Here is a 22,886-nt window from a genome sequence, read left to right on the forward strand (position 1 = left end):
CGGGAGCAAGCCCGCTCCCACATTGGTATGCGCTGAGCCAATGGCTCTGGCATCACTCGATCAAAACGGTGGGAGCGAGCTTGCTCGCGAAGAGGGCGTGTCAGGCACTTGATGTGTTGACTGATACACCGCATTCGCGAGCAAGCCCGCTTCTACATTTGTTCCGGTGTGATTCAGCGCGGCAGGATGTACTGCTCGATGGCCTGCGCTACGCCATCTTCGGTGTTTGGGCCGGTGATGACATCGGCCTGGCGCTTCACCGCCTCTTCCGCTTGCCCCATGGCAATCGACAGCCCCGCGCAATGGAACATCGCCGGGTCGTTGCCGCCATCGCCAATCGCCGCCGTCTGCTCCAGCGGGATGCCAAGGTGCGCGGCAATGGTCGCCAGCGCGCTGCCCTTGTTGGCTTCCAGCGCCGTCACGTCCAGGTACACTGGTTGCGAACGCGAGACCTGGGCCTTGCCGTTGACCTTAGGCAACAGGCGCGCCTCAAGCTCGATCAGCAAATCCGTGTTGTTACTGGTGGCGACGATCTTGTCGATGCGCTCCAGATACGGTTCGAAACTCTCGACCACCACCGGCGGATAACCAAGTCCATGCTGTTCGCGCGGCACCATCGGTCCGTGCGGATCCTTGAGCAACCAGTCGCCACCGCTGAACACCCAGACTTCGACATCCGGCTGATCAGCGAACGTCGCCAGTGCAATCAACGCTGTCGTGGCCGGCAGGTAATGCGCGACCAGCAAGCTGCCGTCCGGATTGACGATGGTGCCGCCATTGAACGCCGCCGTTGGCAGATCGACACCCAAGGCTTCGATCTGCTGCAGCATGGCTTTGGGTGGGCGACCGGTGGCCAGGCTGAACAACACGCCGGCCTCGCGCAGCGAACGAACGGCGTCGATGGTGCGCTGACTCAGGCTGTGATCGGGCAACAACAGCGTGCCGTCCATGTCGCTAAGCAAAAAACGAATCGGGTCACTCATCCAAGACCATGCCAGACGCGACCATCGCGAGTCAGCAGATCATTGGCAGCTTGCGGGCCGTCTTCGCCGGCAGCGTAGGTTTGCACACTCGCGTCCTGCTGCCAGGCGTCGAGGAACGGTTGCACTGCGCGCCAGCCGTTCTCGATGTTGTCGGCGCGCTGGAACAGCGTCTGGTCGCCGGTCAGGCAGTCGTAGATCAGGGTTTCGTAGCCAGTGGACGGCTGCATCTCGAAGAAGTCTTTGTAAGCGAAACCCAGCTCGATGTTGGCCATGTTCAGTGCCGGCCCCGGCCGTTTGGCCAGCAGGTCGAACCACATGCCTTCATTGGGCTGAATCTGGATGCGCAGATAGGTCGGCTGCAACTCGTCGACTTCGGTATCACGGAACTGCGCGTACGGCGCCGGTTTGAAGCAGATGACAATCTCGGTGTCGCGCACGCTCATGCGCTTGCCGGTGCGCAGGTAGAACGGCACGCCGACCCAGCGCCAGTTGTCGATCATGACTTTCAGCGCGACATAGGTTTCAGTGTTGCTGTCGGGCGACACGTTGGCTTCCTGGCGATAACCAGCCAACGGTTTGCCATCGATCTCGCCAGCGCTGTACTGGCCGCGCACCGAGTTGGCCCGCGCCTCTTCAACGGTCCATGGGCGGATCGCGCCGACCACTTTGGCCTTCTCGCCGCGCACCGCATCCGCGCCGAACGCGGCCGGCGGCTCCATGGCAACCATCGCCAGCAGCTGGAACAGGTGATTGGGCACCATGTCGCGCAGCGCACCGGTGTGTTCGTAAAAACTGCCACGGGTTTCGACGCCGACGGTTTCGGCGGCGGTGATCTGCACGTGGTCGATGTAGTGGTTGTTCCAGAACGCCTCGAACAGGCTGTTGGAGAACCGGCTGACCAGAATGTTCTGCACGGTCTCCTTGCCCAGGTAATGATCGATCCGGTAGATCTGCTTCTCGCTCATGACTTTGAGCAAGCAGGCGTTCAGCGCTTCAGCGGTTTGCAGGTCTGAGCCGAAAGGCTTCTCGATCACCACCCTTCTGAACGCTTCGGGGGTTTCTTCCAGCAGTTTGGCGGCGCCCAGACGGCGCACCACTTCACTGAAGAAACGCGGCGCGGTGGCCAGGTAGAACACCGCATTGCCGGTGCCGCTGTCGGCGATTTTCGCCGCCAGCGCGGAATAAGTGCTGTCATCCAGGAAGTCGCCCTGGACGTAGCTGATACCTTTGGCAAGCTTGGCCCACAAGGCCGAATCAAGCATCTGATCGCCCTTGCCGACCTTCGCCGCCACTTCGGTACGGATGAAGTCTTCGAGTTTTTGCGCGAAGGCTTCATCGGTAATGGCGTTGTGATCAACGCCGACGATCCGCAGATTTTCGTCAAGCAAGCCGTCGCGACTGAGGTTGTACAGCGCCGGCATCAGCAAGCGCTTGACCAGGTCGCCGTGGGCACCGAACAAAAACAGCGTGGTCGGTGGTGCGGGTTCTGCCTTGGATTTTCTGCGGATCGTATGGGTCATTTCTTCGGTGTCTCCACATGGCCGCCGAAGCCGAAGCGCTGGGCCGAAAGAATCTTGTCGCCAAAGGTGCCCTGGCCGCGGGAGCGGTAGCGCGAGAACAGCGAGTTCGACAGCACCGGCACCGGCACCGCTTGCTCCATGGCCGCTTCGATGGTCCATTGACCTTCGCCGCTGTCAGCCACCGAACCAGAGAAGCCGTCGAGCTTCGGATCGCTTGCCAGCGCATCGGCGGTCAAGTCGAGCAACCACGACGACACCACGCTGCCACGGCGCCACACTTCGGCGATGTCGGCAACGTTCAGGTCAAAGCGCTGATCTTCCGGCAGGCGCTCGCTGGACTTGGTCTTGAGGATGTCGAAGCCCTCGGCAAATGCAGCCATCATGCCGTACTCGATACCGTTGTGAATCATCTTCACGAAGTGCCCGGCACCGGCCGGACCTGCGTGGATGTAGCCGTGCTCGGCACGGTGATCCTCGGACTTGCGATCCTTGGTGCGCGGGATTTCGCCCATGCCCGGCGCCAGCGCGGCGAACAGCGGGTCCAGACGGTTCACGGTCTCGGCGTCGCCACCGATCATCATGCAATAGCCGCGCTCCAGGCCCCAGACGCCGCCGGAGGTACCGACGTCGATGTAGTGCAGGCCCTTCTCGGCCAGGGTCTTGGCCCGGCGGATGTCATCCTTATAGTTGGTGTTGCCGCCGTCGATGATGGTGTCGCCGGCTTCAAGCAGGTTGCTCAGGGTTTCAATGGTGTCTTCGGTCGGCGCGCCGGCCGGCAGCATGACCCATACGGCGCGAGGCTTGGCCAGGCCGGCGACCAGTGCTGGCAAATCGGCAACGCCTGTGGCGCCCTCGGCGGCCAGGGTGTCGACAAAGGCGGTATTGCGGTCATAAACAACGGTGGTGTGCCCGTTGAGCATCAGACGTCGCGCAATATTGCCGCCCATGCGGCCCAGTCCAATAATCCCGAGTTGCATGTGCTGATGCTCCTTACTACAAATAAATGTGTGACATGGGTTATAGCCCAACGCGACTAATGGAGGTTAGTCCAGAGCGTCCGGCGGAAGTTTCCGGGCATTGTGCCCGATCCAGACTGATAACGCCCCGATTCATGCCGAAGACACACCGACCATGAAAAATAAAAAAGTTCCATTCATGAGCGAAAGAAATCAAAATTGGCGCCGATAGCAAGTCAGGAACCCGAAAGCGGGACGATTTGCAGTTGAGACACGCCATTTGCGAGGTGAGCAATGGGCACAGTACACACAGCAATGCCGCCACAAACCCTGTACGTCACGATCCGTCGCGATGAATTGCGTCAGTTGAAAGACGAGCGCGACCAATTGAAGCAGGAGCTGGCGCAACTGCGCTCGCTGACCCAGGGCGCCCAGCCCAAACCTTTGCCGGTGGTCCAGCGCACCCCGCCCGCCTGACCTGCCCCGCCAGCTCCGGGAACGGCACCTGTCGTTCCCGACACGATCCTCTTCTGCCCCTGATCAGCAACTAACGAAGTTTTCACATTCCGTTCGTAATACTCCGGCGCATTCTGGCCGTGCGTTTGCGCGCGGCCTCCGTTCGTCGGTTTCATGAAGCGTTCCGGCGGTGGTTAGTAATGATGAGCTGGAGTGCTGAATGGCATTGTTCAAACGCAGCAAAACGACTGCGACAGGTTTCGATTGGGCTGGGGTTCTCTGGCTTTTCGCGTTTTTCTGGTATTTCTCGGGTATCACCCAACTCCTGATCCAGCTGACCGGCACCTCCGGCTTCAGCGGGTTCCGCCAGGCTTTTGTCATGAGCGCAGTCTGGCTCGCACCGATGCTGCTGTTTCCCAAACGCACCAAGCTGCTGGCCGCATTGATCGGCATCGTCTTGTGGGCCTGCTCCATGGCCAGCCTGGGCTACTTCTTCATCTATCAGCAGGAATTCTCGCAAAGCGTCATCTTCATCATGTTCGAGTCGAACATTTCTGAAGCTGGCGAGTACATGACCCAGTACTTTGCCTGGTGGATGATCCCGGCGTTCCTCGCCCATACCGCTTTCGCCTACTTCCTGTGGACACGCCTGCGCCCGGTGACCATGCCGCGTGGCCGCGCTTTCGTCGCCGCGATGGCAATCCTGATTGCCGTGGTGGGCTGGCCGCTGATCAAGCAGACCCAGCGCACCGGCAGTTTCGCCGGTGGTTTCGAGAAGTTCGAAGACCGCATCGAGCCTGCCGTGCCTTGGCAAATGGCGGTGGCTTACCACCGCTACCTCGATACCCTGGCTGGCATGCAAGACATGCTGCACAGCACGAGCAAGGTCCCGCCACTGCATAACCTCAAGGCTGCAGACGCCGACAAACCCTCGACCCTGGTGCTGGTGATCGGTGAGTCGACCAACCGTCAGCGCATGAGCCTGTACGGCTATCCGCGCAAGACCACACCGGAACTGGACAAGCTCAAGGATCAGCTCGCGGTGTTCGACAACGTCATCACCCCGCGCCCTTACACCATTGAAGCGCTGCAACAGGTGCTGACCTTCGCCGACGAAGAAAACCCGGACCTGTACCTGTCCACGCCGTCGCTGGTCAGCATGATGAAACAGGCCGGCTACAAGACGTTCTGGATCACCAACCAGCAGACCATGACCAAGCGCAACACCATGCTCACGACCTTCTCCGAACAGGCCGACGAGCAGGTTTACCTGAACAACAACCGCAACCAGAACGCCGCGCAGTACGACGGCGACGTGATCGAGCCGTTCAACAAGGCCCTGATCGACCCGGCGCCGCGCAAGTTGATCGTCGTGCACCTGCTCGGTACTCACATGAGCTACCAGTACCGTTATCCGCCGAGCTTCGACAAGTTCCAGGATCGCGATGGCGTCCCGGCCGGCGTGCGTGACGATCAGGTACCGACCTACAACAGCTACGATAACGCCGTGCTGTACAACGACTTCGTGGTGTCGAGCCTGATCAAGGACTACGCCAAGTCCGATCCGAACGGTTTCCTGCTGTACCTCTCCGACCACGGTGAAGACGTGTTCGATTCGGCCGGCCACGACACCCTGGGCCGCAACGAGAACAAACCGACCGCGCCGATGTACACCATCCCGTTCATGGCCTGGGCTTCGCCGAAATGGCGCGAGAACCATGACTGGAACTTCGCTGCGGATCTGGGGCGGCCGTACAGCAGCTCGCACCTGATCCACACCTGGGCAGACATGGCCGGTTTGAGTTTCGATGAGCTGGACCGCAGCAAAAGCCTGGTCAGTGACAGCTTCAAGCCGCGTCCGCTGATGATCGGCAACCCGTACGAACGTGAGCAGCGGGCCCTGATCGACTTCAGCCTGATGAAGCCAAAGAAGGTCGAACCGACCAGCGCAAATGTCGTGAAGCAGTAAACCGGTAAAAGGCGCCGAAGCAGGTGGCCTGAAACCTCGTAATCGACGTAGCGCATAAAGAAAAAGCTCCGTATCGAAAGATACGGAGCTTTTTTGTTCTGGGTGGACAGGCTGCCCGCTTGTGCTGCCCTCTGTTGTGCCGTCTGGGCTGCGCCGACGCTGGTCATCCCCTCCCCCTCAAGCAAGCAGCCAGCGCGCTCAGAGGCCGCCAGTAAATCGCGCTGCCGGACTCAAGGGTTTTTCCAGCACAAAAGCAAACGCCCCGAACAAGTCGGGGCGTTTGTGGGTACTTCACCTGGTGCTCTCACACCTCTGGCGGTACAGATCCGGCGCTATCAGTAAGCCTTGCCAGTCTTGTAGAAGTTCTCGAAGCAGAAGTTGGTTGCTTCGATGTAGCCTTCAGCACCACCGCAGTCGAAACGCTTGCCTTTGAACTTGTAGGCCATGACGCAGCCGTTCTGGGCTTGCTTCATCAGGGCGTCGGTGATCTGGATCTCACCGCCCTTGCCTGGCTCGGTCTGTTCGATCAGGTCGAAGATGTCCGGGGTCAGGATGTAGCGGCCAATGATCGCCAGGTTCGACGGTGCATCTTCCGGCTTTGGCTTCTCGACCATGCTGTGTACGCGGTAGATGTCGTCGCGGATCATCTCGCCGGCGATCACGCCGTACTTGCTGGTTTCCTCCGGATCGACTTCCTGGATGGCGATGATCGAGCAGCGGAACTGCTTGTACAGCTTGACCATCTGAGTCAGTACGCCGTCGCCGTCGAGGTTGACGCACAGGTCATCCGCCAGCACCACGGCGAACGGTTCGTCACCGATCAGCGGGCGACCGGTCAGGATCGCGTGGCCCAGGCCTTTCATCTCGGTCTGACGGGTGTAGGAGAACGAGCACTCATCCAGCAGTTTGCGGATGCCGACCAGGTATTTCTCCTTGTCGGTGCCTTTGATCTGGTTTTCCAGCTCATAGCTGATGTCGAAGTGGTCTTCCAGAGCGCGCTTGCCACGACCAGTAACAATGGAGATTTCCGTCAGGCCAGCGTCCAGAGCTTCTTCAACGCCGTACTGGATCAGTGGCTTGTTTACCACCGGCAGCATTTCTTTGGGCATGGCTTTAGTCGCTGGCAGGAAGCGAGTACCGTAACCGGCTGCTGGGAACAAGCATTTCTTGATCATATAAGTCCTTGAAAGGGCTGTGTGTACGAGTTTCGGCGCAGTCTAATCAGGCGGCGTGCACCTTACAATGCCCCGCACTGGCTAACCGATGCCAACATAGAGAAATATTCTCGCCGATAGTTCCGTTGGCGCTTTCTGACGGCGAATTCAGAGTAGCCCAAAGACGCAGACGCGCCGCACCACCATACGCCGTTCGCCCCCCAATGTGAGCATTTGTCGGTATCATGGCGCCTTTGAACCAGCGAACGAGACAGATAGATGGCCGCGGTAAAAATCATCAACGGGTATGTGATCGACAAGAAAGACGGCAAGTGGACGCTGACCACGACCAATGGCGAACACATCGCCGGGCCGTTCGACAGCGAGCAGATGGCGACTGATGTCGCGTCGGTGTTCACTGACACCCCTGCGTCGGCCAAACGCCGAGGCAAGGATCAAGACTGAGCGGCGGCGACACATGATGCCGAGCCCTGCCCTTGCGCAGGGCTTTTTTGTGGACCGCGGAAAGATCAATGAAACAAGTGGCCTATCGCTATAACCTTTTCACTACGGCGCTGTCAGAGCGTTTAGCCCCTCCCTCGCTGAAGACGACATTCCTATGAACTTGAACAGATTGCTGCCGCTGATCGCGGTATTGGCCCTCGGTGGCTGTGCCACTTCGCAAACCACTTACCTGAACAACGGCGAACAGGGCTTGACCATCGACTGCTCCGGCGAGGCCAACTCCTGGGCCACCTGCTACGAAAAGGCTGATGCCTCCTGCGCCGGCACCGGGTATCGCATCGTCGGTACCGATGGCACGCCGGCGCCAAAGGAAAGCGACAAGACCCTGGGGGTCGATGTCGGCAACTACAAGAACCGCAGTGTGGTGGTGGTCTGCAAATAGACCCCTACATGTGGATCTCGGCGAACTTGATACCGAGCCCGCGCACGATCTCGATCAAGTCGTCGAGCCGGGCAAAGGATTCGACTTCATCGTTGTCGTCTACCAGAAAATAGCTGCGCCCGGCGCTCTTCTTGAAAAACACGATCCACTCGCCCGGATTGGCCGGGTTCTGAATAACATGCGTGGCAGAAATCAGGCCTTCTGCGTGGCGCTCCCGTACTTGCTCTCGCTTCATGCGCGACTCCAGAAATGAAAATGCCGTCACAGCAGGGCTGTGACGGCATCGGTGCTGACAACTTATAGTCTATCAGCCGGAAATACAGGCATTGGCGGCGTTTTGCACGTCACGCGGACGAATCGGCACATTGGACATGCGCTCATGCAGCTTGATACTGCTGCCGCCGGAGCGATCGTCAATATCAAACACGGCGGCCGCGCCGGTCGAAAATTTCCCGGGAACAATCACTCGAACGCCATCCTTGTGCGGTTGCATCTGCAACGCGCCGCGGCTGCTGGCAAGCTTGTCCGCCAGGCACTGAGCATACTCATGGGGTTTCTTGCCGGAAATCACGCTCATGGTCGGCAACGTTTCATTGATTTCGGAAACGCTCGCGCAACCACCCACGGCCAAGATCAATGGCAGACACACCACACCCCACTTCATACAAACACCTCCCATAAAGACCGTCGGACAGCAGTAATGCCATTTTTCTCCGAGGCTCACTCCATTAAACCCGCATCGAATCGCGAATAACTGTTTTTAATTGTCAAAGCGGCGCTCGACGGCGGGATAATAACCCGTTCGGGCTGATAAACTGCGCCAATCGCACATGCTATCGTTTTGATTTAGTAGAAAAAGCCCTTTTGGAGGCGCCCATGAAATTCATTCACCAGCGCGAGCACCTCAACGAAGACGACATCGTCGTCATCCAATGCTCGCAAACCTGCAACATCCGTTTGATGAACGACGCCAACTTCCGCGCCTTCAAGAACGGCGGACGCCACACCTACCACGGCGGCGCTTTCGACACGTTTCCTGCGCGCATCACCGCGCCAAGCACTGGTTTCTGGAACATCACCATCGACACCGTCAACCGCCGCGCCATCAGCGTCACGCGCAAGCCGACCCTGACCCACTCGATCAAGATCATCCGCCGCTCCAGCACCAAACTCAGCTGAGTCGCCCCCAACGCAAGGTAAGCACGACCGTGGCCCAAACGACTAAATACGTCATCAAATACAAGCTCAACGGTGAGCGCCGCTTCGAGTTCGCGCAACTGGAGCACGGCACCGTGGAAGAGGCCAAGGCTGCGCTGGACGCCATCCATGGCACCACTGAAGACGTGATCAGCGATATCGCCGTCAGCAAAGCCCTGTAACGCAACGCGTCGGATTCGACCGCAAGCGGCGGAGTGTTCTGCCGCCGGGACCTGCCCAGACTGACCGCCTCGACCAAGCGTTCAGGAGTCAGCATGTCAATGTCCCCGTCCCGGCTGGATGCGCTCGATTGGGCAAGCCTCGAACAGCAACTGGATGAGCAAGGCTACGCCATCATTCGCGCGCTGCTCTCGGTACAGACCTGCGAGCGCCTGAGTGCACTGTATCCGCAGACCGAACCGTTCCGCTCGCAGGTCGTCATGGCCCGCCACGGTTTCGGTCGCGGGGAATACAAATACTTTCGCTATCCCCTGCCGACCACGGTCGAGCGCCTGCGCAACGCGCTGTATCCGCGCCTGGTGCCGTTGGCCAACCGCTGGTACGAACGCATGGGTTTGCCCGTACGTTTCCCTGTGGCACATGCCGAGTTTCTTCAGCGCTGCCACGCCGCCGGTCAGTTGCGGCCAACGCCGCTGTTGTTGAAGTACGGCCCGCAGGACTACAACTGCCTGCATCAGGACCTCTACGGGGAACTGGTTTTCCCGTTGCAAGTGGCGATTCTTCTGTCAGCACCGGGGCGAGACTTTACCGGCGGCGAATTCGTCCTGACCGAGCAGCGCCCGCGCATGCAATCGCGCCCGCATGTGGTGGATCTGCAACAAGGTGATGCGGTGATCTTTGCGGTCAACCAGCGTCCGGTCAGGGGCACACGCGGCGACTATAAGGTGACCCTGCGGCATGGCGTCAGTCGCCTGCACAGTGGAAATCGGCATACCCTGGGCATCATCTTCCACGACGCCACATGAGCACCATGCAACCAACCACCTTCGACCTGTTCGCCGACCACGAGCCCGTACAACAACCGCGCACCGAGCAAATCGGTGAACAGTCGTGGCTGTTGCGCGGCTTCGCCCTGCCGGTTATCGATGAGTTGTTGCTGGCGCTGGATGCCCTGCTCGCTGCCGCGCCGTTGCGGCACATGGTCACCCCGGGCGGCTTCAGCATGTCGGTGGGCACCAGCAGTTGTGGAGCGCTGGGCTGGATCACTGATCGCAGTGGCTATCGCTACAGCACCGTCGACCCGCTGAGCGGCAGGCCTTGGCCGGCGATGCCGCGGGTGCTGTTCGAACTGGCGCAAACAGCGGCGCACCGCGCAGGATTTGCCGACTTTTGCGCGGATTCCTGCCTGATCAACCAATATGTCCCCGGCGCCAAGATGTCTTTGCACCAGGACAAAGACGAACATGCCTACGCGGCACCGATCGTTTCGTTGTCACTGGGTTTACCGGCAATGTTCCTGTTCGGTGGTTTTGCCCGAAGCGACAAGAGCCAGCGCATTCCCCTGCTGCACGGCGACATGGTGGCCTGGGGCGGGGTCGATCGCTTGCGTTTTCACGGCGTACTGCCGATCAAGCCAGGGCGGCATCCACGCTTGGGCGAACGCCGGATCAACCTGACCTTTCGCGTTGCCGGATGACCCTGAATAATTTGACCGCAAGGCGCGGAGTGTTACTAACATCACTGCTGGTTAACCTGAATCAAACAGGTCAACGGACTACTCGCCATGAAAAAGCTTTCGCCGATCATCAACGTTGAAACCGATCCACGCTGGGCCGCCGTCGTTGCACGGGATCCACGGGCCGACGGGCAGTTTGTCTATGCGGTGAAAACCACTGGCATCTATTGCCGCCCGAGCAGTCTTTCGCGTTTGCCCAAGCCGCAGAACGTCGAGTTCTTCGACAGCGCCGAAGCCGCTGAAGCTGCGGGTTACCGCCCGAGCAAACGCAGCAGCAAGGATCAGACTGACGTCGCCGCCCAACACGCCGCGACCGTGGCGCTGGCCTGTCGGCAGATCGAAACCTGCGAAACGACGCCCGCGCTCAACGAACTCGCCGAGGTTGCCGGCCTCAGCCCGTTCCATTTTCACCGCGTGTTCAAGGCGGCAACCGGCCTGACGCCCAAGGGCTACGCAGCGGCGCATCGCTCGCGCCGAGTGCGTGAACGGCTGGCGGACGGTGGCTCGGTGACCGCTGCGCTGTACGACGCAGGCTTCAACTCCAACAGTCGCTTCTATGAATCGGCCGACAAGGTGCTGGGCATGAAACCCGGCGACTATCGCGCAGCCGGGCGCAACAACGACATTCACTTTGCCGTCGGCCAGTGCTCACTCGGGGCGATTCTGGTGGCACAGAGTGAGCGCGGGGTCTGCGCGATTCTGTTGGGTGACGATCCGCATCAACTGGTGTGTGATCTGCAGGATCAGTTCCGTCAGGCCAACCTGATTGGCGCCGATGCCGGCTTCGAACAGTTGATTGCCAAAGTGGTGGGTTTCATCGAGGCGCCAGCGCTGGGGCTCGATTTGCCACTGGATGTGCGCGGCACCGCGTTTCAGGAGCGGGTGTGGCAGGCGCTGCGGGAAATCCCGGCTGGGCGCACCGCCAGCTACGCCGAGATCGCCCAACGCATCGGCGCGCCGACCTCCATGCGCGCCGTGGCGCAGGCGTGCGGCGCCAACCGTCTGGCCGTGGCGATCCCCTGCCATCGGGTGGTGCGCAGCGATGGCAATCTCTCGGGGTATCGCTGGGGCGTGGAGCGCAAGCGCCAACTGCTGGAGCGCGAAACGCAGCCTTAATGGATGCCGATGTAGACCGCCACGGACTCGGGGCCGGTATAGGCCTCGAAGTCGGTGGCGTAACGACGCTGAATCTGTGGGCTCTGCTCAAAGAACGTCCAGATCCGCTCCCAGGTCGCAATGACCGCGTCAGGCAAAGTGCCCTGCGCTTCGAACACCAGGTACTCACCGGCTTCAATCTGCACCGCTTCGTAGTCCTTGGTGCGCGCGCTCACGGCGACGCCAGCGGTGACATCGAACGCCCCCGAGGCATCGGACTCGTAAGCCGAGTACACACCATAAATTGGCGAGTTGGCGATCTTTGCTGGAATGCTCTCGGCCTGCTCTTCGCTGAAAAACTGCTCCCACATCGGGCCGATCTTCGCGGTCTCCGGACGATGCTCTGCGGCGTTGGTGGTCCGTACGCGCAGGCCGGCCACGGTGAAGGCGTCGATTTGCTGTCGTTTCAAGTCCATCGAAAATGCCGCTCCCAAGATAGAGGTGCGGCCACACAGGGCCGCAATGGCGCTTACTTTGTCAGCGATTGACGTCGACCACAACCCTGCCGCGCAGCTGCCCGGCGAGCAGTTTCGGCGCCGCATCGATGGCTTCGCTCAGGGCGATTTCGTGACTGATCAAGGGCAACAGGGCGAAGTCCAGATCCTTGGCCAGACGCTCCCAAGCCTCGATCCGCCGTGCCTTGGGTTGCGTCACACTGTTGATCCCAGCCAGGGTCACACCGCGCAAAATGAACGGCGCCACCGACGCCGGGAAGTCCATGCCCTGGGCCAGACCGCAGGCCGCCACCGTGCCTTCGGCGCGGGTGCTGGCACAGGCGTTGGCCAACGTGTGGCTGCCGACCGAATCGATCACTGCTGCCCAGCGCTCCTTGGCCAGCGGTTTGCCCGGTTCCGACAGGGTCGCGCGGTCGATGATTTCGCTGGCGCCCAGTTGTTTCAGGTACTCATGCTCGCAAACCCGGCCGGTGGACGCCACCACGCGATAACCCAACTTGCTGAGCAGCGCGATGGCGAAACTGCCGACCCCGCCATTGGCGCCGGTCACCAGCACCTCGCCCTGAACCGCAGTCACGCCATTACGCTCCAGCGCCAGAATGCACAGCATCGCCGTGTAACCGGCGGTGCCGATGGCCATCGCTTGCGCGGCGCTGAAAGCTTTGGGCAAGGGAATCAGCCAGTCGCCATTGAGCCGCGCCTTCTGCGCCAACCCGCCCCAGTGATTCTCGCCCACGCCCCAGCCATTGAGCAGCACCTGATCACCGGCCTGATAGTCGGGATGCGAACTGACCTCGACCGTTCCCGCCAGGTCGATGCCCGGCACCATCGGAAACTTGCGCACCACCGGACTGTTTCCGTAATCGCCAGACCGTCCTTGAAGTTCAGCGTGCTGTACGCAACCTTCACCGTCACGTCGCCTTCAGGCAGCTGCGCTTCGCTGATCTGCTGCAGGCTGGCGTGGTAACCGTTGTCGTCTTTGTCGATCAAAATGCCGTTGAACATGGCTGCCTCGCAATCAATGGATTCAAATCCTCGCGCCTTGAAATAACACAAAGCAACACATTGCCCCACCCGACTTTGCGCCAATTCGCAAATCCGCCGAGTAATTCCAGAGCGGGCGGCTATGCTTTTTCGACGGTCGTGCTTTCGCTGCCCTCCCTCCCGAAAGCGGCCCTGTCGATGGAGCTGACAATGTCTTACCCGCGTTCATTGCTTGCGATGTTATTGCTGTGCCTGCTGAGCGTTGGTAACGCCTGGGCAGCCCCGGCCACTGCCACCAAACCCGCCGCAACTGACGCTGCACCCAGCGCGCCGACCTGGCCGCAAGTGATCACCAGCGGCAAGGCCAAGCTGACGGTGTATCAGCCGCAGCTCGACAGTTGGGATGGCTACACGCTCAATGCCCGGGCGGCGGTCGAAGCCACGGGCGCCGATGGCAAACCCACCTACGGCATTGTCCAGTTCAGCGCACACACCCTGGTCGACAAGGCCACGCGCTGGGTCGCGCTGGATCAATACAAGATCATCAAGGCTGACTTCCCCGCCGATGCCAGCCAGGCGGATGTGTGGCTCGCGGCACTGCAAAAAGATGCCGAAAGCCGCAAAAAAACCATTTCCCTCGATCAACTCGAAGCCGCCGTCGGCGTGCTGTCGGCCGAGCAGAAAGCCGACAGCGCACCGCTGGAGAACGCCCCGCCGGCGATCATCAGCGCCGACGTCCCCGCCCTGCTGGTCTACATCGATGGTGACGCGGCCTACCGGGCGGTCGAAGGCACTGCGCTGCAACGGGTGATCAACACCCGTCCGCTGTTGCTCAAGGACGCTGAGGGCAAGCATTACCTGCACGTGTTTGATGGCTGGATGGTCGCCGACAGCCTCAGCGGCGAGTACACCCGCCTGGCCACGCCCCCGGCCAATCTGGAGAAAGCCAGGCAAGCGGCGATTCAGAGTCGTCAGGTCGATCTGCTGACCGGCCAGAGTGATCCGAAAGACAAGATCCCCAGCCTGGCCAAACCGCCACAGCCGAAAATCTTCATCGCCACTACGCCCACCGAACTGATCGTCACCGACGGCGCACCGCAGTGGTCGCCGATTCAGGGCACCGGCCTGTTGTACGTGAGCAATACCACCGGCCACATTTTCAAGGAAATCGGCGACCAGAACAGTTACGTGCTGATCTCCGGCCGCTGGTTCCGTGCCGCCGACATGAACGGTCCCTGGACGTTTACCCCGGCGGACAAACTGCCGGCAGACTTCGCCAACATCCCCGACGACAGTCCGAAAGAGAACGTCAAGGCCTCCGTCGCCGGCACGCCACAGGCCAAGGAAGCCGCGATCGCCGCGACCATTCCGCAAACCTCGGCGATCAAGAAAAACGCCGTCAAAATGACCGCGCCGCAGTTCGACGGCGAGCCGCAACTCAAGGCGATCACCACCACACCGCTGCAGTATGTGATCAACAGCGCCACGCCGATCATCCGCGTCGATAACGACAGTTGGTATGCGGTGGAAAACGGTATCTGGTTCACCGCGACGTCGGTGAACGGGCCGTGGGTGGTCGCCAGTTCGGTGCCGGCAGTGATCTACTCGATTCCGCCGAGTTCACCGATGCATTACCTCACTTACGTCAAAGTCTATGAATCCAGCGGCGATACCGTGGTGGTCGGCTATACCCCGGGTTACCAGGGTTCGAACCTGGACCCGGCCACCGGCGTGGTGGTCTACGGCACGGGTTACCCGTATACACCGTGGGTCGGCAGCGTCTGGTACGGGCCGCCGGTGACCTACGGTTTCGGCGTCGCGATTCGCTACACGCCGTGGACCGGCTGGACCTTCGGTTTCGGCTTCGGCTGGAGCTGGGGCGGCAACACCGTGGCGATGGGCTGGGGCTGGGGCGCTTATCCGTGGTGGGGCAATTACGGTTGGGGTTACGCCTGGGGGCCGCGCTTGTATCCCGCGCCGCTGGCCTGGGGCGGCGCCGCTTACGGTTATCGCGGCGGTGCCGTGGCCTGGGGCCCCGGTGGCTGGGCTGGCACCACCGGCAATATCTATCGCCAATGGGGTGACCGCGCGACCGTCAGTCGCTATGGCGCCGGCTACAACGCCTGGACCGGCAATCGCTGGGCGGGTCAGGTCGGCTCTTCCTATAACTCGCGCACCGGCGTTGCCGCGGCGGGTCAGCGCGGGGCTGTACACAATGTCTACAACGGCAATTACGCAGCCGGGCGCAGCGGCGAAGTGGTCGGGCCGAACGGCGGCGCCATCGCCGGTGGCCGGATGACGGCGGGCAATGCACGCAACGGCACCCAGGTCACCGCCAATCGTGGCGCGGTCTACAACCCCAACACCGACAAGACCACCCAATATGGCGGCGTGAAAGGGCGTAACGGCGGCGCCGCACGGGTCGGCGACAACGTGTATGCCGGGCACGACGGCAACGTCTACAAGAAGACCGACAACGGTTGGCAATCAATGGTCAAGGGCAGCCCGACCCGCACGGCACCGGTCAACAACAATGCCCAGTTGCAAAACCTCAATCGCGAATCGGCGGCGCGCAACTTCGGCAACCAGCGCACCAATAACTTTCACAACTCCTCGCAAAACATGAACCGTTCCTTTGGAGGCGGTGGTGGTGGCGGATTTCATCGACGCTGACAGGGGGCGATGCCCCATGCCCGGAAAATTCGGGCTGGCCCTGAGTCCGGTTTTGCTGTTAAAAAACCGGCTCTGCCGTCCCTGCCCCGTTTCATCGTTCGGAGAATCGCTTCCATGAGTCAATGGCCTGACACCCGCATCCTTGACCTGCTCGGCATCGAACTGCCGATCATCCAGGCTCCCATGGCCGGCGCCACGACTCCGTCCATGGTGATTGAGGTGTGCAACGCGGGCGGGTTGGGTTCACTGCCGGCAGCGATGTTGAGCATTGAACAACTGCGCGAAGATCTGCAGACCATCCGTGAGCACACCCGCCATCCGCTCAACGTCAACTTTTTCTGTCATCAGCCACCGGCCGCCGATGAACAACGAGCGCGTGACTGGAAAAATCTGCTGGAGCCTTATTATCGCGAACTGGGCATTGACTTCGATGCACCGACACCGGTTTCCAACCGTGCCCCCTTCGATGCGGCGGCGTGCGCCGTGCTGGAAGAGTTTCGCCCACAAGTGGTGAGTTTTCATTTTGGCCTGCCGGAGAAATCCCTGCTGGATCGGGTCAAGGCCACCGGCGCGAAAATCCTCTCGTCCGCCACCACCGTCGCCGAAGCGGTGTGGCTCGAGCAACACGGCTGCGATGCGATTATCGCCATGGGCTACGAAGCTGGCGGGCACCGCGGGATGTTTCTCAGTGATGACTTGAGCAGCCAGGTCGGCACCTTTGCCCTGGTGCCGCAGATCGCTGACGCGGTCAAGGTACCGGTCATTGCTGCCGGCGCCATTGCCGACGGCCGAGGTGTGGCGGCGGCATTGATGCTCGGAGCATCGGCGGTGCAGGTTGGCACCGCGTATCTGTTCACACCGCAAGCCAAAGTCAGCGCCTCCCACCACCAGGCACTGCGCACCGCCAAGGCAAGCGAAACCGCCGTTACCAACCTGTTCACCGGGCGCCCGGCTCGGGGCATTCTCAATCGGGTGATGCGCGAAATCGGCCCAATGTCGCCCAAAGCGCCGGCGTTCCCGCTGGCCGGTGGAGCATTGATGCCATTGCGCGCCAAAAGCGAAGCGCAGTTCAGTAATTTTTGGGCCGGTCAGGCCTTCCCATTGGGCGAGGAACTCAGCAGCGCCGAACTGACCCGGCAACTGGCTGAAGACGCCCTGGCGAAACTGGCTCGCCGATGATCCGGCACGGGGTGAGGCATGGCACAGCCTCTCCCCGTGTTTATAAGCACTTCCCGTTTAGCGGCATTTCGCTATATATTTCACTATATAGCGTTTCACCCCCTCGCATCGGTGCAGTCCACCCCCAACAATAACTGCCCTCTGCACACGCCAATAACGGAGCTGTTACATGACCATTCGTGCCTCACGTTTTGCCCCAACTTGCCTGGCCACTTTGCTGGCGGTGTTCGCCTTCGGCACTGCTCAGGCCGATGAAGTGCAGGTGGCTGTCGCCGCCAACTTCACCGCGCCGATCCAGGCGATTGCAGCCGATTTCGAAAAAGATACCGGGCACAAACTGGTCGCAGCCTACGGCGCCACCGGCCAGTTCTATACCCAGATCAAGAACGGCGCGCCGTTCGAAGTGTTCCTCTCCGCCGACGACACCACCCCGGAAAAACTGGAAAAAGAAGGCGACACCGTCAAAGGCTCGCGCTTCACCTACGCCATCGGCACCCTGGCACTGTGGTCGGCGAAAGAAGGTTACGTCGACGCCAAAGGCGAAGTGCTGAAGAAAAACGAGTACCAGCACCTGTCCATCGCCAACCCGAAAGCCGCGCCGTACGGCCTGGCCGCCACTCAGGTACTGGAAAAGCTCAAGCTGACTGAAGCGACCAAAGCCAAGATCGTCGAAGGCCAGAACATCACCCAGGCGTACCAGTTCGTCTCCACCGGCAATGCCGAACTGGGTTTCGTCGCGCTGTCGCAGATCTACAAGGACGGCAAGGTCACCAGTGGTTCGGCGTGGATCGTTCCGGACAGCATGCACGACCCGATCAAACAAGACGCGGTGATTCTGAACAAAGGCAAGGACAGCGCCGCCGCCAAGGCGCTGGTTGAATACCTCAAAGGCCCGAAAGCCGCTGCGGTCATCAAGTCCTACGGCTACCAGCTCTAAATGTCGCTCTCGAGTGCCGACTTCGCGGCGATCTGGCTGACCCTGAAACTGGCGTCCCTGACCACCGCGATCTTGCTGGTCGTCGGCACTCCGATTGCCCTGTGGCTGTCGCGCAGCCGTTCCTGGTTACGCGGCCCGATCGGGGCGATCGTCGCCCTGCCCCTGGTGCTGCCACCGACCGTGATCGGTTTCTACCTGTTGCTGATGATGGGGCCCAACGGCTTTCTCGGGCAGTTCACCCAGTGGCTGGGCCTGGGCACCCTGACGTTCAGCTTCACCGGGCTGGTGATCGGTTCGGTGATCTATTCCATGCCGTTTGTGGTGCAACCGTTGCAAAACGCGTTCTCCGCAATCGGCACTCGCCCACTGGAAGTGGCCGCAACCTTGCGCGCCAATCCCTGGGACACTTTTTTCAGTGTGATACTGCCGTTGGCCCGCCCCGGTTTCGTGACGGCGGCGATCCTCGGGTTCGCGCATACCGTCGGTGAATTCGGTGTGGTGCTGATGATCGGCGGCAACATTCCCGACAAGACCCGGGTGGTCTCGGTGCAGATCTACGATCACGTCGAGGCCATGGAATACGCTCAGGCCCATTGGCTGGCCGGGGCAATGCTGGTGTTTTCGTTTCTGGTGTTGCTGGCGCTGTACTCCAGCCGCAAGACCCGCGCAGGCTGGAGCTGATCGATGATTGATGCACGTCTGAAAATCACCTATTCGGGTTTCAGCCTGGATGTCGATCTGCACTTGCCAGGGCGTGGCGTGACCGCGTTGTATGGTCATTCCGGTTCGGGTAAAACCACCTGCCTGCGTTGCATCGCCGGTCTTGAACGCGCCGAACAGGGTTTTATCCAGGTCAACGACGAAGTCTGGCAGGACAGCGAACGGCGCATTTTTGTCCCGCCGCACAAACGTGCGCTAGGTTATGTGTTCCAGGAAGCCAGCCTGTTTCCGCACTTGTCGGTGCTGGCCAACCTGCAGTTCGGCCTTAAACGCATCGCCAAGGCCGAGCGCCGAGTCGACATGGCGCAAGCCACCGAACTGCTGGGGATCGGCCATTTGCTGGAGCGCCATCCGCAGCATCTGTCCGGCGGCGAACGCCAGCGAGTCGGCATCGCCCGCGCACTGTTGACCAGCCCCAAGCTGCTGCTGATGGATGAGCCATTGGCCGCCCTCGACAGCCAGCGCAAAAACGAAATCCTGCCCTACCTGCAACGCCTGCACGATGAACTGGACATTCCAGTGCTGTACGTCAGCCACGCTCAGGATGAGGTCGCGCGACTGGCCGATCATCTGGTGCTGCTCAGCGACGGCAAGGCGCTGGCCAGCGGCCCGATTGGCGAAACCCTCGCGCGTCTCGACCTGCCAATGGCGATGGGCGACGACGCCGGGGTGATCATCGAAGGCCAGGTCAGTGCCTACGACGCTGATTATCAGTTGCTCAGCCTGCAACTGCCGGCCACCGAAATGAACATCCGCGTAACGCACGCACCGATGGCCGTAGGTCAGACCCTGCGCGCCAAGGTGCACGCCCGCGACATCAGTCTGAGTCAGCATGACAGCGAGGCCAGCAGCATCCTCAATCGGTTGCCGGTCACCGTGGTCAGCGAGCAGGCGGCGGACAACACCGCGCACGTGCTGATTCGGCTGGACGCCGGTGGCACACCGCTGTTGGCGCGGATCACCCGCTTCTCCCGGGATCAGCTCGGCATTCACCCGGGCCAGCACTTGTGGGCGCAGATCAAGGCCGTCGCAGTACTCGCCTGAATTCGTTGGCACGACGGCAACGGCGCGCGGTCAATCGCTGTAACAGAGCGATTTGCCGCCAAGGACATACGCCATGCCCGACACTGCGCCAGCCGACGTGCTACCCCCCGACCTGCATTACGTCGAAGATACCCAACCCGGCCTGACCCGCAAGAAACTGCGCGGCAAGTTCGCCTATTTCGATCCGGCCGGACAGCGCATCAGTGATCCCGACGAAATCAAACGAATCAATTCATTGGCGGTGCCACCGGCCTACACCAACGTGTGGATCTGCGCCGACCCGCGCGGCCATTTGCAGGCCACCGGCCGCGATGCCCGGGGCCGCAAGCAGTATCGGTATCACCCGCGCTGGCGGGAGGTGCGCGACGCCGACAAATACTCGCGCCTGCGTGAGTTCGGCCTGGCGTTGCCGAAACTGCGCAAACAGCTCGAAGCCCTGCTGGACGCGCCCGGTTTCAGCCGTGACAAGGTCATGGCCACCGTCATCACGCTGCTCGACGCCACGCTGATCCGCGTCGGCAACACTCAGTACGCGCGGGACAACCGCTCCTACGGCCTGACCACCTTGCGCAGCCGGCATGTCGAGGTCAACGGCAGCGCAATCCTGTTCCAGTTTCGCGACAAAAGCGGCATCGAGCATCAGATCACCGTCAAGGATCGACGCCTGGCACGCATCATCAAGCGTTGCCTGGAGATTCCCGGGCAGAATCTGTTCCAGTATCTGGACGAAAACGGCGAGCGGCACACCGTCAGTTCACACGACGTCAACACTTACCTGCAAACCCTCACCGGCGCCGACTTCACCGCCAAGGACTACCGCACCTGGGCCGGCAGCGCGCTGGCTCTGGCGGTGTTGCGCGAGCTGCACTGGGAGTCGGAGGCCGAGGCGAAACGGCACGTGGTGGACATGGTGAAGAGCGTTGCCAAGCAACTGGGCAACACCCCGGCGGTGTGCCGCAAGTGCTACATCCATCCGGCCGTGGTCGAACGGTTCCTGCTCGGAGCGCTGGCCGAACTGCCACGCCCGAGAGTGCGCAAAGGCCTGCGCGCCGAGGAAGTCGCCCTGGCAATGTTTCTGGAGCAAATGCTGGACGCGCCTTGATCGAGGCGTCCAGCTGTTCTAGGCTAGCGACCTTTCCCCTCTTCAGGACAACCGCAGACAGTGAACAATCAAGCCTTCTGAAAATGTAATCGCGGCACGCGCTGAATCGCGCCTGTCACTGTTCACGACATTTTTCGGAGGTGCCGATGACTCACGTCTCGCATACGCCTGCCCTCGTCTGCCTGAATCAGTTGGCTTTTCAGTTCGCCAATGGCGAGACGGTTTTCAATGATCTGAATCTGCAATTCGATCACACCCACACCGCGATCGTCGGGCGCAATGGCGTCGGCAAAAGCGTGCTTGCGCGGCTGATTGCCGGAGACTTGCAACCGACTGCCGGCAGCGTCACCTGCACGGAGGCCGTGGCCTATGTGGCGCAAACATTCATCGCCGGACCGGAGCAGACCGTAGCCGACGCCACAGGCACCTCCTGCGCCCTGCGCGCACTGCGCCGCCTGCAACGGGGCGAGGCGACACCGGAAGATTTCGACATCCTCGGCGAACGCTGGGATCTGGCCGAACGTCTGCGCCAACGGCTCGATGATGCCGGGCTGCCGGATGTTGCACCGACGGATTTGACTCAGTCTCTGAGCGGCGGTCAACAGGCCCGCCTGGCGTTGATCGGTGCCTTCCTGAGTCCGGCGCGCTTGCTGGTGCTGGATGAGCCGACCAACCATCTGGACGCCGCCGGCCGGCAGTGGCTGATGATTGAGCTACAACGCTGGCGCGGCGCACTGATCGTCGTCAGTCATGACCGGCAATTGCTTGAACGCATGCAGCGTATCGTCGAGCTGACGCCATTGGGCGTCACAGTGTACGGCGGCAACTTTTGCGCGTATCAACAGCAGCGGCAGATCCATCAGGCCGCGGCGCAAGCGACGCTCGATCAAAGCCGAACCGAGCGCCGGCGTGAACAGCAGCGCCTGAAAACCGAACACGACACCATCCAGCGCCATGCCGCCCGCTCGTTGCGCAATGCCAAGACCGCCAATGTCTCGGGCTTCGAACGCGCCAGCCTCAAAGGTGCCGCACGGCAGATCATGGGGCATGTGCGTCATGGTCATCAGCAGCGCAAATCGGAGCTCGACGCCCGGGTGCGTGACGCCTACGTCAAGGTGCTCCCGGACGATGTGGTGCTGATGAACCTTCCCGGCAGCGCAGTACCCAGCTCGCGCAGGGTCTGCACATTGATGGACGTGCGCCTGCCATGGTTGCCGGCGCAGGTGTTCAACCTGACGTTGAACGGCCCCGTGCGCGTTGCCGTCAATGGCCCCAATGGCTGCGGCAAATCGACCTTGCTCAGGCTGCTCGCCGGCGATCTGCACCCCGTGAGCGGCGAATGCACCACCCATGTTCCCGTGGCCTGCCTCGACCAGCACCTGGTGTTACTGGACGATCGCCTCAGCGTCATGGAACAGTTGATCGCGCTGCAGAGCCCATTGAGTGAAAGCGCATTGCGCAGCCATCTGGCGCACCTGCAACTGGACGCGCAACGGGTCACCCGCCCAAGCGCTTCACTGAGCGGCGGTGAACGCTTGAAAGCCGCGCTCGCGGTAGCGTTGTGGCGCCAGACGCCCGCGCAATTGCTGCTGCTCGATGAGCCTAGCAATCATCTGGACCTGGCCTCGGTACAGGCTTTCGAACAGGCATTGCAGACGTTTCCCGGGGCAATTGTCGCGGCTTCCCACGACCCGGACTTTTTGCAGGCCTTGCAACCGACGCATCACCTGGATTGGCATCACGAGGGATGGCGATTGCAACCGACGAACTGACTGTCTATTTTTTGCACGATTGGCCAA

General features: G+C 61.1%; 23 protein-coding genes and 1 pseudogene. 16 read left to right on the top strand and 8 right to left on the bottom strand.

From position 1 onward, the window contains the following. Positions 1 to 173: 173 nt before the first annotated feature. The 3 genes from PseAD21_RS25280 to gnd are packed head-to-tail and all read right to left on the bottom strand — an operon-like array spanning position 174 to position 3,480. Positions 174 to 983, bottom strand: coding sequence for an HAD family hydrolase (locus PseAD21_RS25280; RefSeq protein WP_102358514.1), 810 nt, complete (start codon positions 981 to 983; stop codon positions 174 to 176). Further along, on the bottom strand, positions 980 to 2,503 hold the full coding sequence (gene zwf / locus PseAD21_RS25285; RefSeq protein ID WP_102358515.1) for a glucose-6-phosphate dehydrogenase: 1,524 nt from the start codon (positions 2,501 to 2,503) through the stop codon (positions 980 to 982). Before zwf ends, PseAD21_RS25280 begins: the two co-directional genes overlap by 4 nt. Further along, positions 2,500 to 3,480, bottom strand: a complete 981-nt coding sequence (gene gnd / locus PseAD21_RS25290) for a phosphogluconate dehydrogenase (NAD(+)-dependent, decarboxylating) (RefSeq protein WP_102358516.1) — start codon at positions 3,478 to 3,480, stop codon at positions 2,500 to 2,502. The genes zwf and gnd overlap by 4 nt, the downstream gene beginning before the upstream one ends. 273 nt (positions 3,481 to 3,753) lie before the next feature. Between gnd and PseAD21_RS25295 the strand changes: the two genes are divergently transcribed. Both PseAD21_RS25295 and PseAD21_RS25300 read left to right on the top strand, forming a co-directional pair. After that, entirely contained in the window at positions 3,754 to 3,936 is a 183-nt protein-coding gene (locus tag PseAD21_RS25295; protein WP_102358517.1) for a DUF6026 family protein, read from the top strand. A gap of 199 nt (positions 3,937 to 4,135) precedes the next feature. Beyond that, the gene (locus PseAD21_RS25300; protein WP_102358518.1) at positions 4,136 to 5,884 is read left to right on the top strand and encodes a phosphoethanolamine transferase CptA; all 1,749 of its coding nucleotides are present in this window, start codon (positions 4,136 to 4,138) and stop codon (positions 5,882 to 5,884) included. 335 nt (positions 5,885 to 6,219) lie between these two features. Here the strand turns inward: PseAD21_RS25300 and galU are convergent, their stop codons facing one another. Further along, the gene (gene galU / locus PseAD21_RS25305) at positions 6,220 to 7,059 is read right to left on the bottom strand and encodes a UTP--glucose-1-phosphate uridylyltransferase GalU (RefSeq protein WP_008082670.1); all 840 of its coding nucleotides are present in this window, start codon (positions 7,057 to 7,059) and stop codon (positions 6,220 to 6,222) included. Between the two features lie 258 nt (positions 7,060 to 7,317). Here galU and PseAD21_RS25310 point away from each other — a divergent pair, with 258 nt between their 5' ends. Continuing rightward, positions 7,318 to 7,503: a hypothetical protein gene (locus PseAD21_RS25310; protein WP_007912238.1), complete on the top strand. Its 186-nt coding sequence runs from the start codon at positions 7,318 to 7,320 to the stop codon at positions 7,501 to 7,503. Positions 7,504 to 7,657: 154 nt separating this feature from the next. Then, positions 7,658 to 7,945, top strand: a complete 288-nt coding sequence (locus tag PseAD21_RS25315; protein WP_102358519.1) for a hypothetical protein — start codon at positions 7,658 to 7,660, stop codon at positions 7,943 to 7,945. A gap of 4 nt (positions 7,946 to 7,949) precedes the next feature. Here the strand turns inward: PseAD21_RS25315 and PseAD21_RS25320 are convergent, their stop codons facing one another. Further along, positions 7,950 to 8,180 (bottom strand): hypothetical protein, encoded by a 231-nt coding sequence (locus tag PseAD21_RS25320; RefSeq protein ID WP_003225391.1) that lies wholly within the window; start codon positions 8,178 to 8,180, stop codon positions 7,950 to 7,952. Positions 8,181 to 8,252: 72 nt separating this feature from the next. Beyond that, positions 8,253 to 8,609 (bottom strand): hypothetical protein, encoded by a 357-nt coding sequence (locus PseAD21_RS25325; protein ID WP_102358520.1) that lies wholly within the window; start codon positions 8,607 to 8,609, stop codon positions 8,253 to 8,255. A gap of 212 nt (positions 8,610 to 8,821) precedes the next feature. Between PseAD21_RS25325 and PseAD21_RS25330 the strand changes: the two genes are divergently transcribed. The 5 genes from PseAD21_RS25330 (at position 8,822) to ada (ending at position 11,954) form a co-directional block, all read left to right on the top strand. Beyond that, positions 8,822 to 9,124, top strand: coding sequence for a DUF1883 domain-containing protein (locus tag PseAD21_RS25330; protein ID WP_025112441.1), 303 nt, complete (start codon positions 8,822 to 8,824; stop codon positions 9,122 to 9,124). 29 nt (positions 9,125 to 9,153) lie between these two features. Further along, positions 9,154 to 9,324, top strand: a complete 171-nt coding sequence (locus PseAD21_RS29795) for a hypothetical protein (RefSeq protein WP_177327363.1) — start codon at positions 9,154 to 9,156, stop codon at positions 9,322 to 9,324. A 93-nt stretch (positions 9,325 to 9,417) separates the two neighbouring features. Further along, positions 9,418 to 10,128 (top strand): 2OG-Fe(II) oxygenase, encoded by a 711-nt coding sequence (locus PseAD21_RS25335; RefSeq protein WP_102358521.1) that lies wholly within the window; start codon positions 9,418 to 9,420, stop codon positions 10,126 to 10,128. Between the two features lie 5 nt (positions 10,129 to 10,133). Further along, a complete protein-coding gene (gene alkB / locus PseAD21_RS25340; protein ID WP_102358540.1) occupies positions 10,134 to 10,799 on the top strand; it encodes a DNA oxidative demethylase AlkB in 666 nt (221 codons plus the stop codon). 87 nt (positions 10,800 to 10,886) lie between these two features. Then, the gene (gene ada / locus PseAD21_RS25345; RefSeq protein ID WP_102358522.1) at positions 10,887 to 11,954 is read left to right on the top strand and encodes a bifunctional DNA-binding transcriptional regulator/O6-methylguanine-DNA methyltransferase Ada; all 1,068 of its coding nucleotides are present in this window, start codon (positions 10,887 to 10,889) and stop codon (positions 11,952 to 11,954) included. Here ada and PseAD21_RS25350 read toward each other — a convergent pair. Further along, positions 11,951 to 12,409, bottom strand: coding sequence for a GyrI-like domain-containing protein (locus tag PseAD21_RS25350; RefSeq protein WP_102358523.1), 459 nt, complete (start codon positions 12,407 to 12,409; stop codon positions 11,951 to 11,953). The two genes, ada and PseAD21_RS25350, sit on opposite strands and share 4 nt — an antisense overlap. A gap of 61 nt (positions 12,410 to 12,470) precedes the next feature. Beyond that, positions 12,471 to 13,453, bottom strand: a pseudogene (locus PseAD21_RS25355) (MDR family oxidoreductase). 189 nt (positions 13,454 to 13,642) lie between these two features. On the opposite strand from PseAD21_RS25355, the gene PseAD21_RS25360 reads away from it, so the two are divergent. From PseAD21_RS25360 to PseAD21_RS25390, 7 genes are all read left to right on the top strand, one after another. Further along, positions 13,643 to 16,105 carry an autotransporter gene (locus tag PseAD21_RS25360; protein WP_102358524.1) on the top strand — a complete coding sequence of 821 codons (2,463 nt, stop codon included), beginning with the start codon at positions 13,643 to 13,645 and terminating at the stop codon, positions 16,103 to 16,105. A gap of 114 nt (positions 16,106 to 16,219) precedes the next feature. Beyond that, a complete protein-coding gene (locus tag PseAD21_RS25365; RefSeq protein WP_102358525.1) occupies positions 16,220 to 17,284 on the top strand; it encodes a nitronate monooxygenase family protein in 1,065 nt (354 codons plus the stop codon). A 169-nt stretch (positions 17,285 to 17,453) separates the two neighbouring features. Beyond that, on the top strand, positions 17,454 to 18,221 hold the full coding sequence (gene modA, locus PseAD21_RS25370) for a molybdate ABC transporter substrate-binding protein (RefSeq protein WP_102358526.1): 768 nt from the start codon (positions 17,454 to 17,456) through the stop codon (positions 18,219 to 18,221). Next, positions 18,222 to 18,902 (top strand): molybdate ABC transporter permease subunit, encoded by a 681-nt coding sequence (gene modB / locus PseAD21_RS25375; RefSeq protein WP_102358527.1) that lies wholly within the window; start codon positions 18,222 to 18,224, stop codon positions 18,900 to 18,902. A gap of 3 nt (positions 18,903 to 18,905) precedes the next feature. Next, positions 18,906 to 19,985 carry a molybdenum ABC transporter ATP-binding protein gene (gene modC, locus PseAD21_RS25380; protein ID WP_102358528.1) on the top strand — a complete coding sequence of 360 codons (1,080 nt, stop codon included), beginning with the start codon at positions 18,906 to 18,908 and terminating at the stop codon, positions 19,983 to 19,985. 73 nt (positions 19,986 to 20,058) lie between these two features. Next, positions 20,059 to 21,087 (top strand): DNA topoisomerase IB, encoded by a 1,029-nt coding sequence (locus PseAD21_RS25385; protein WP_102358529.1) that lies wholly within the window; start codon positions 20,059 to 20,061, stop codon positions 21,085 to 21,087. 146 nt (positions 21,088 to 21,233) lie between these two features. Continuing rightward, positions 21,234 to 22,859: an ABC-F family ATP-binding cassette domain-containing protein gene (locus PseAD21_RS25390; protein WP_102358530.1), complete on the top strand. Its 1,626-nt coding sequence runs from the start codon at positions 21,234 to 21,236 to the stop codon at positions 22,857 to 22,859. Positions 22,860 to 22,886 lie beyond the last annotated feature (27 nt).

Source organism: Pseudomonas sp. AD21 (assembly GCF_002878485.1).
Taxonomy (GTDB): domain Bacteria; phylum Pseudomonadota; class Gammaproteobacteria; order Pseudomonadales; family Pseudomonadaceae; genus Aquipseudomonas.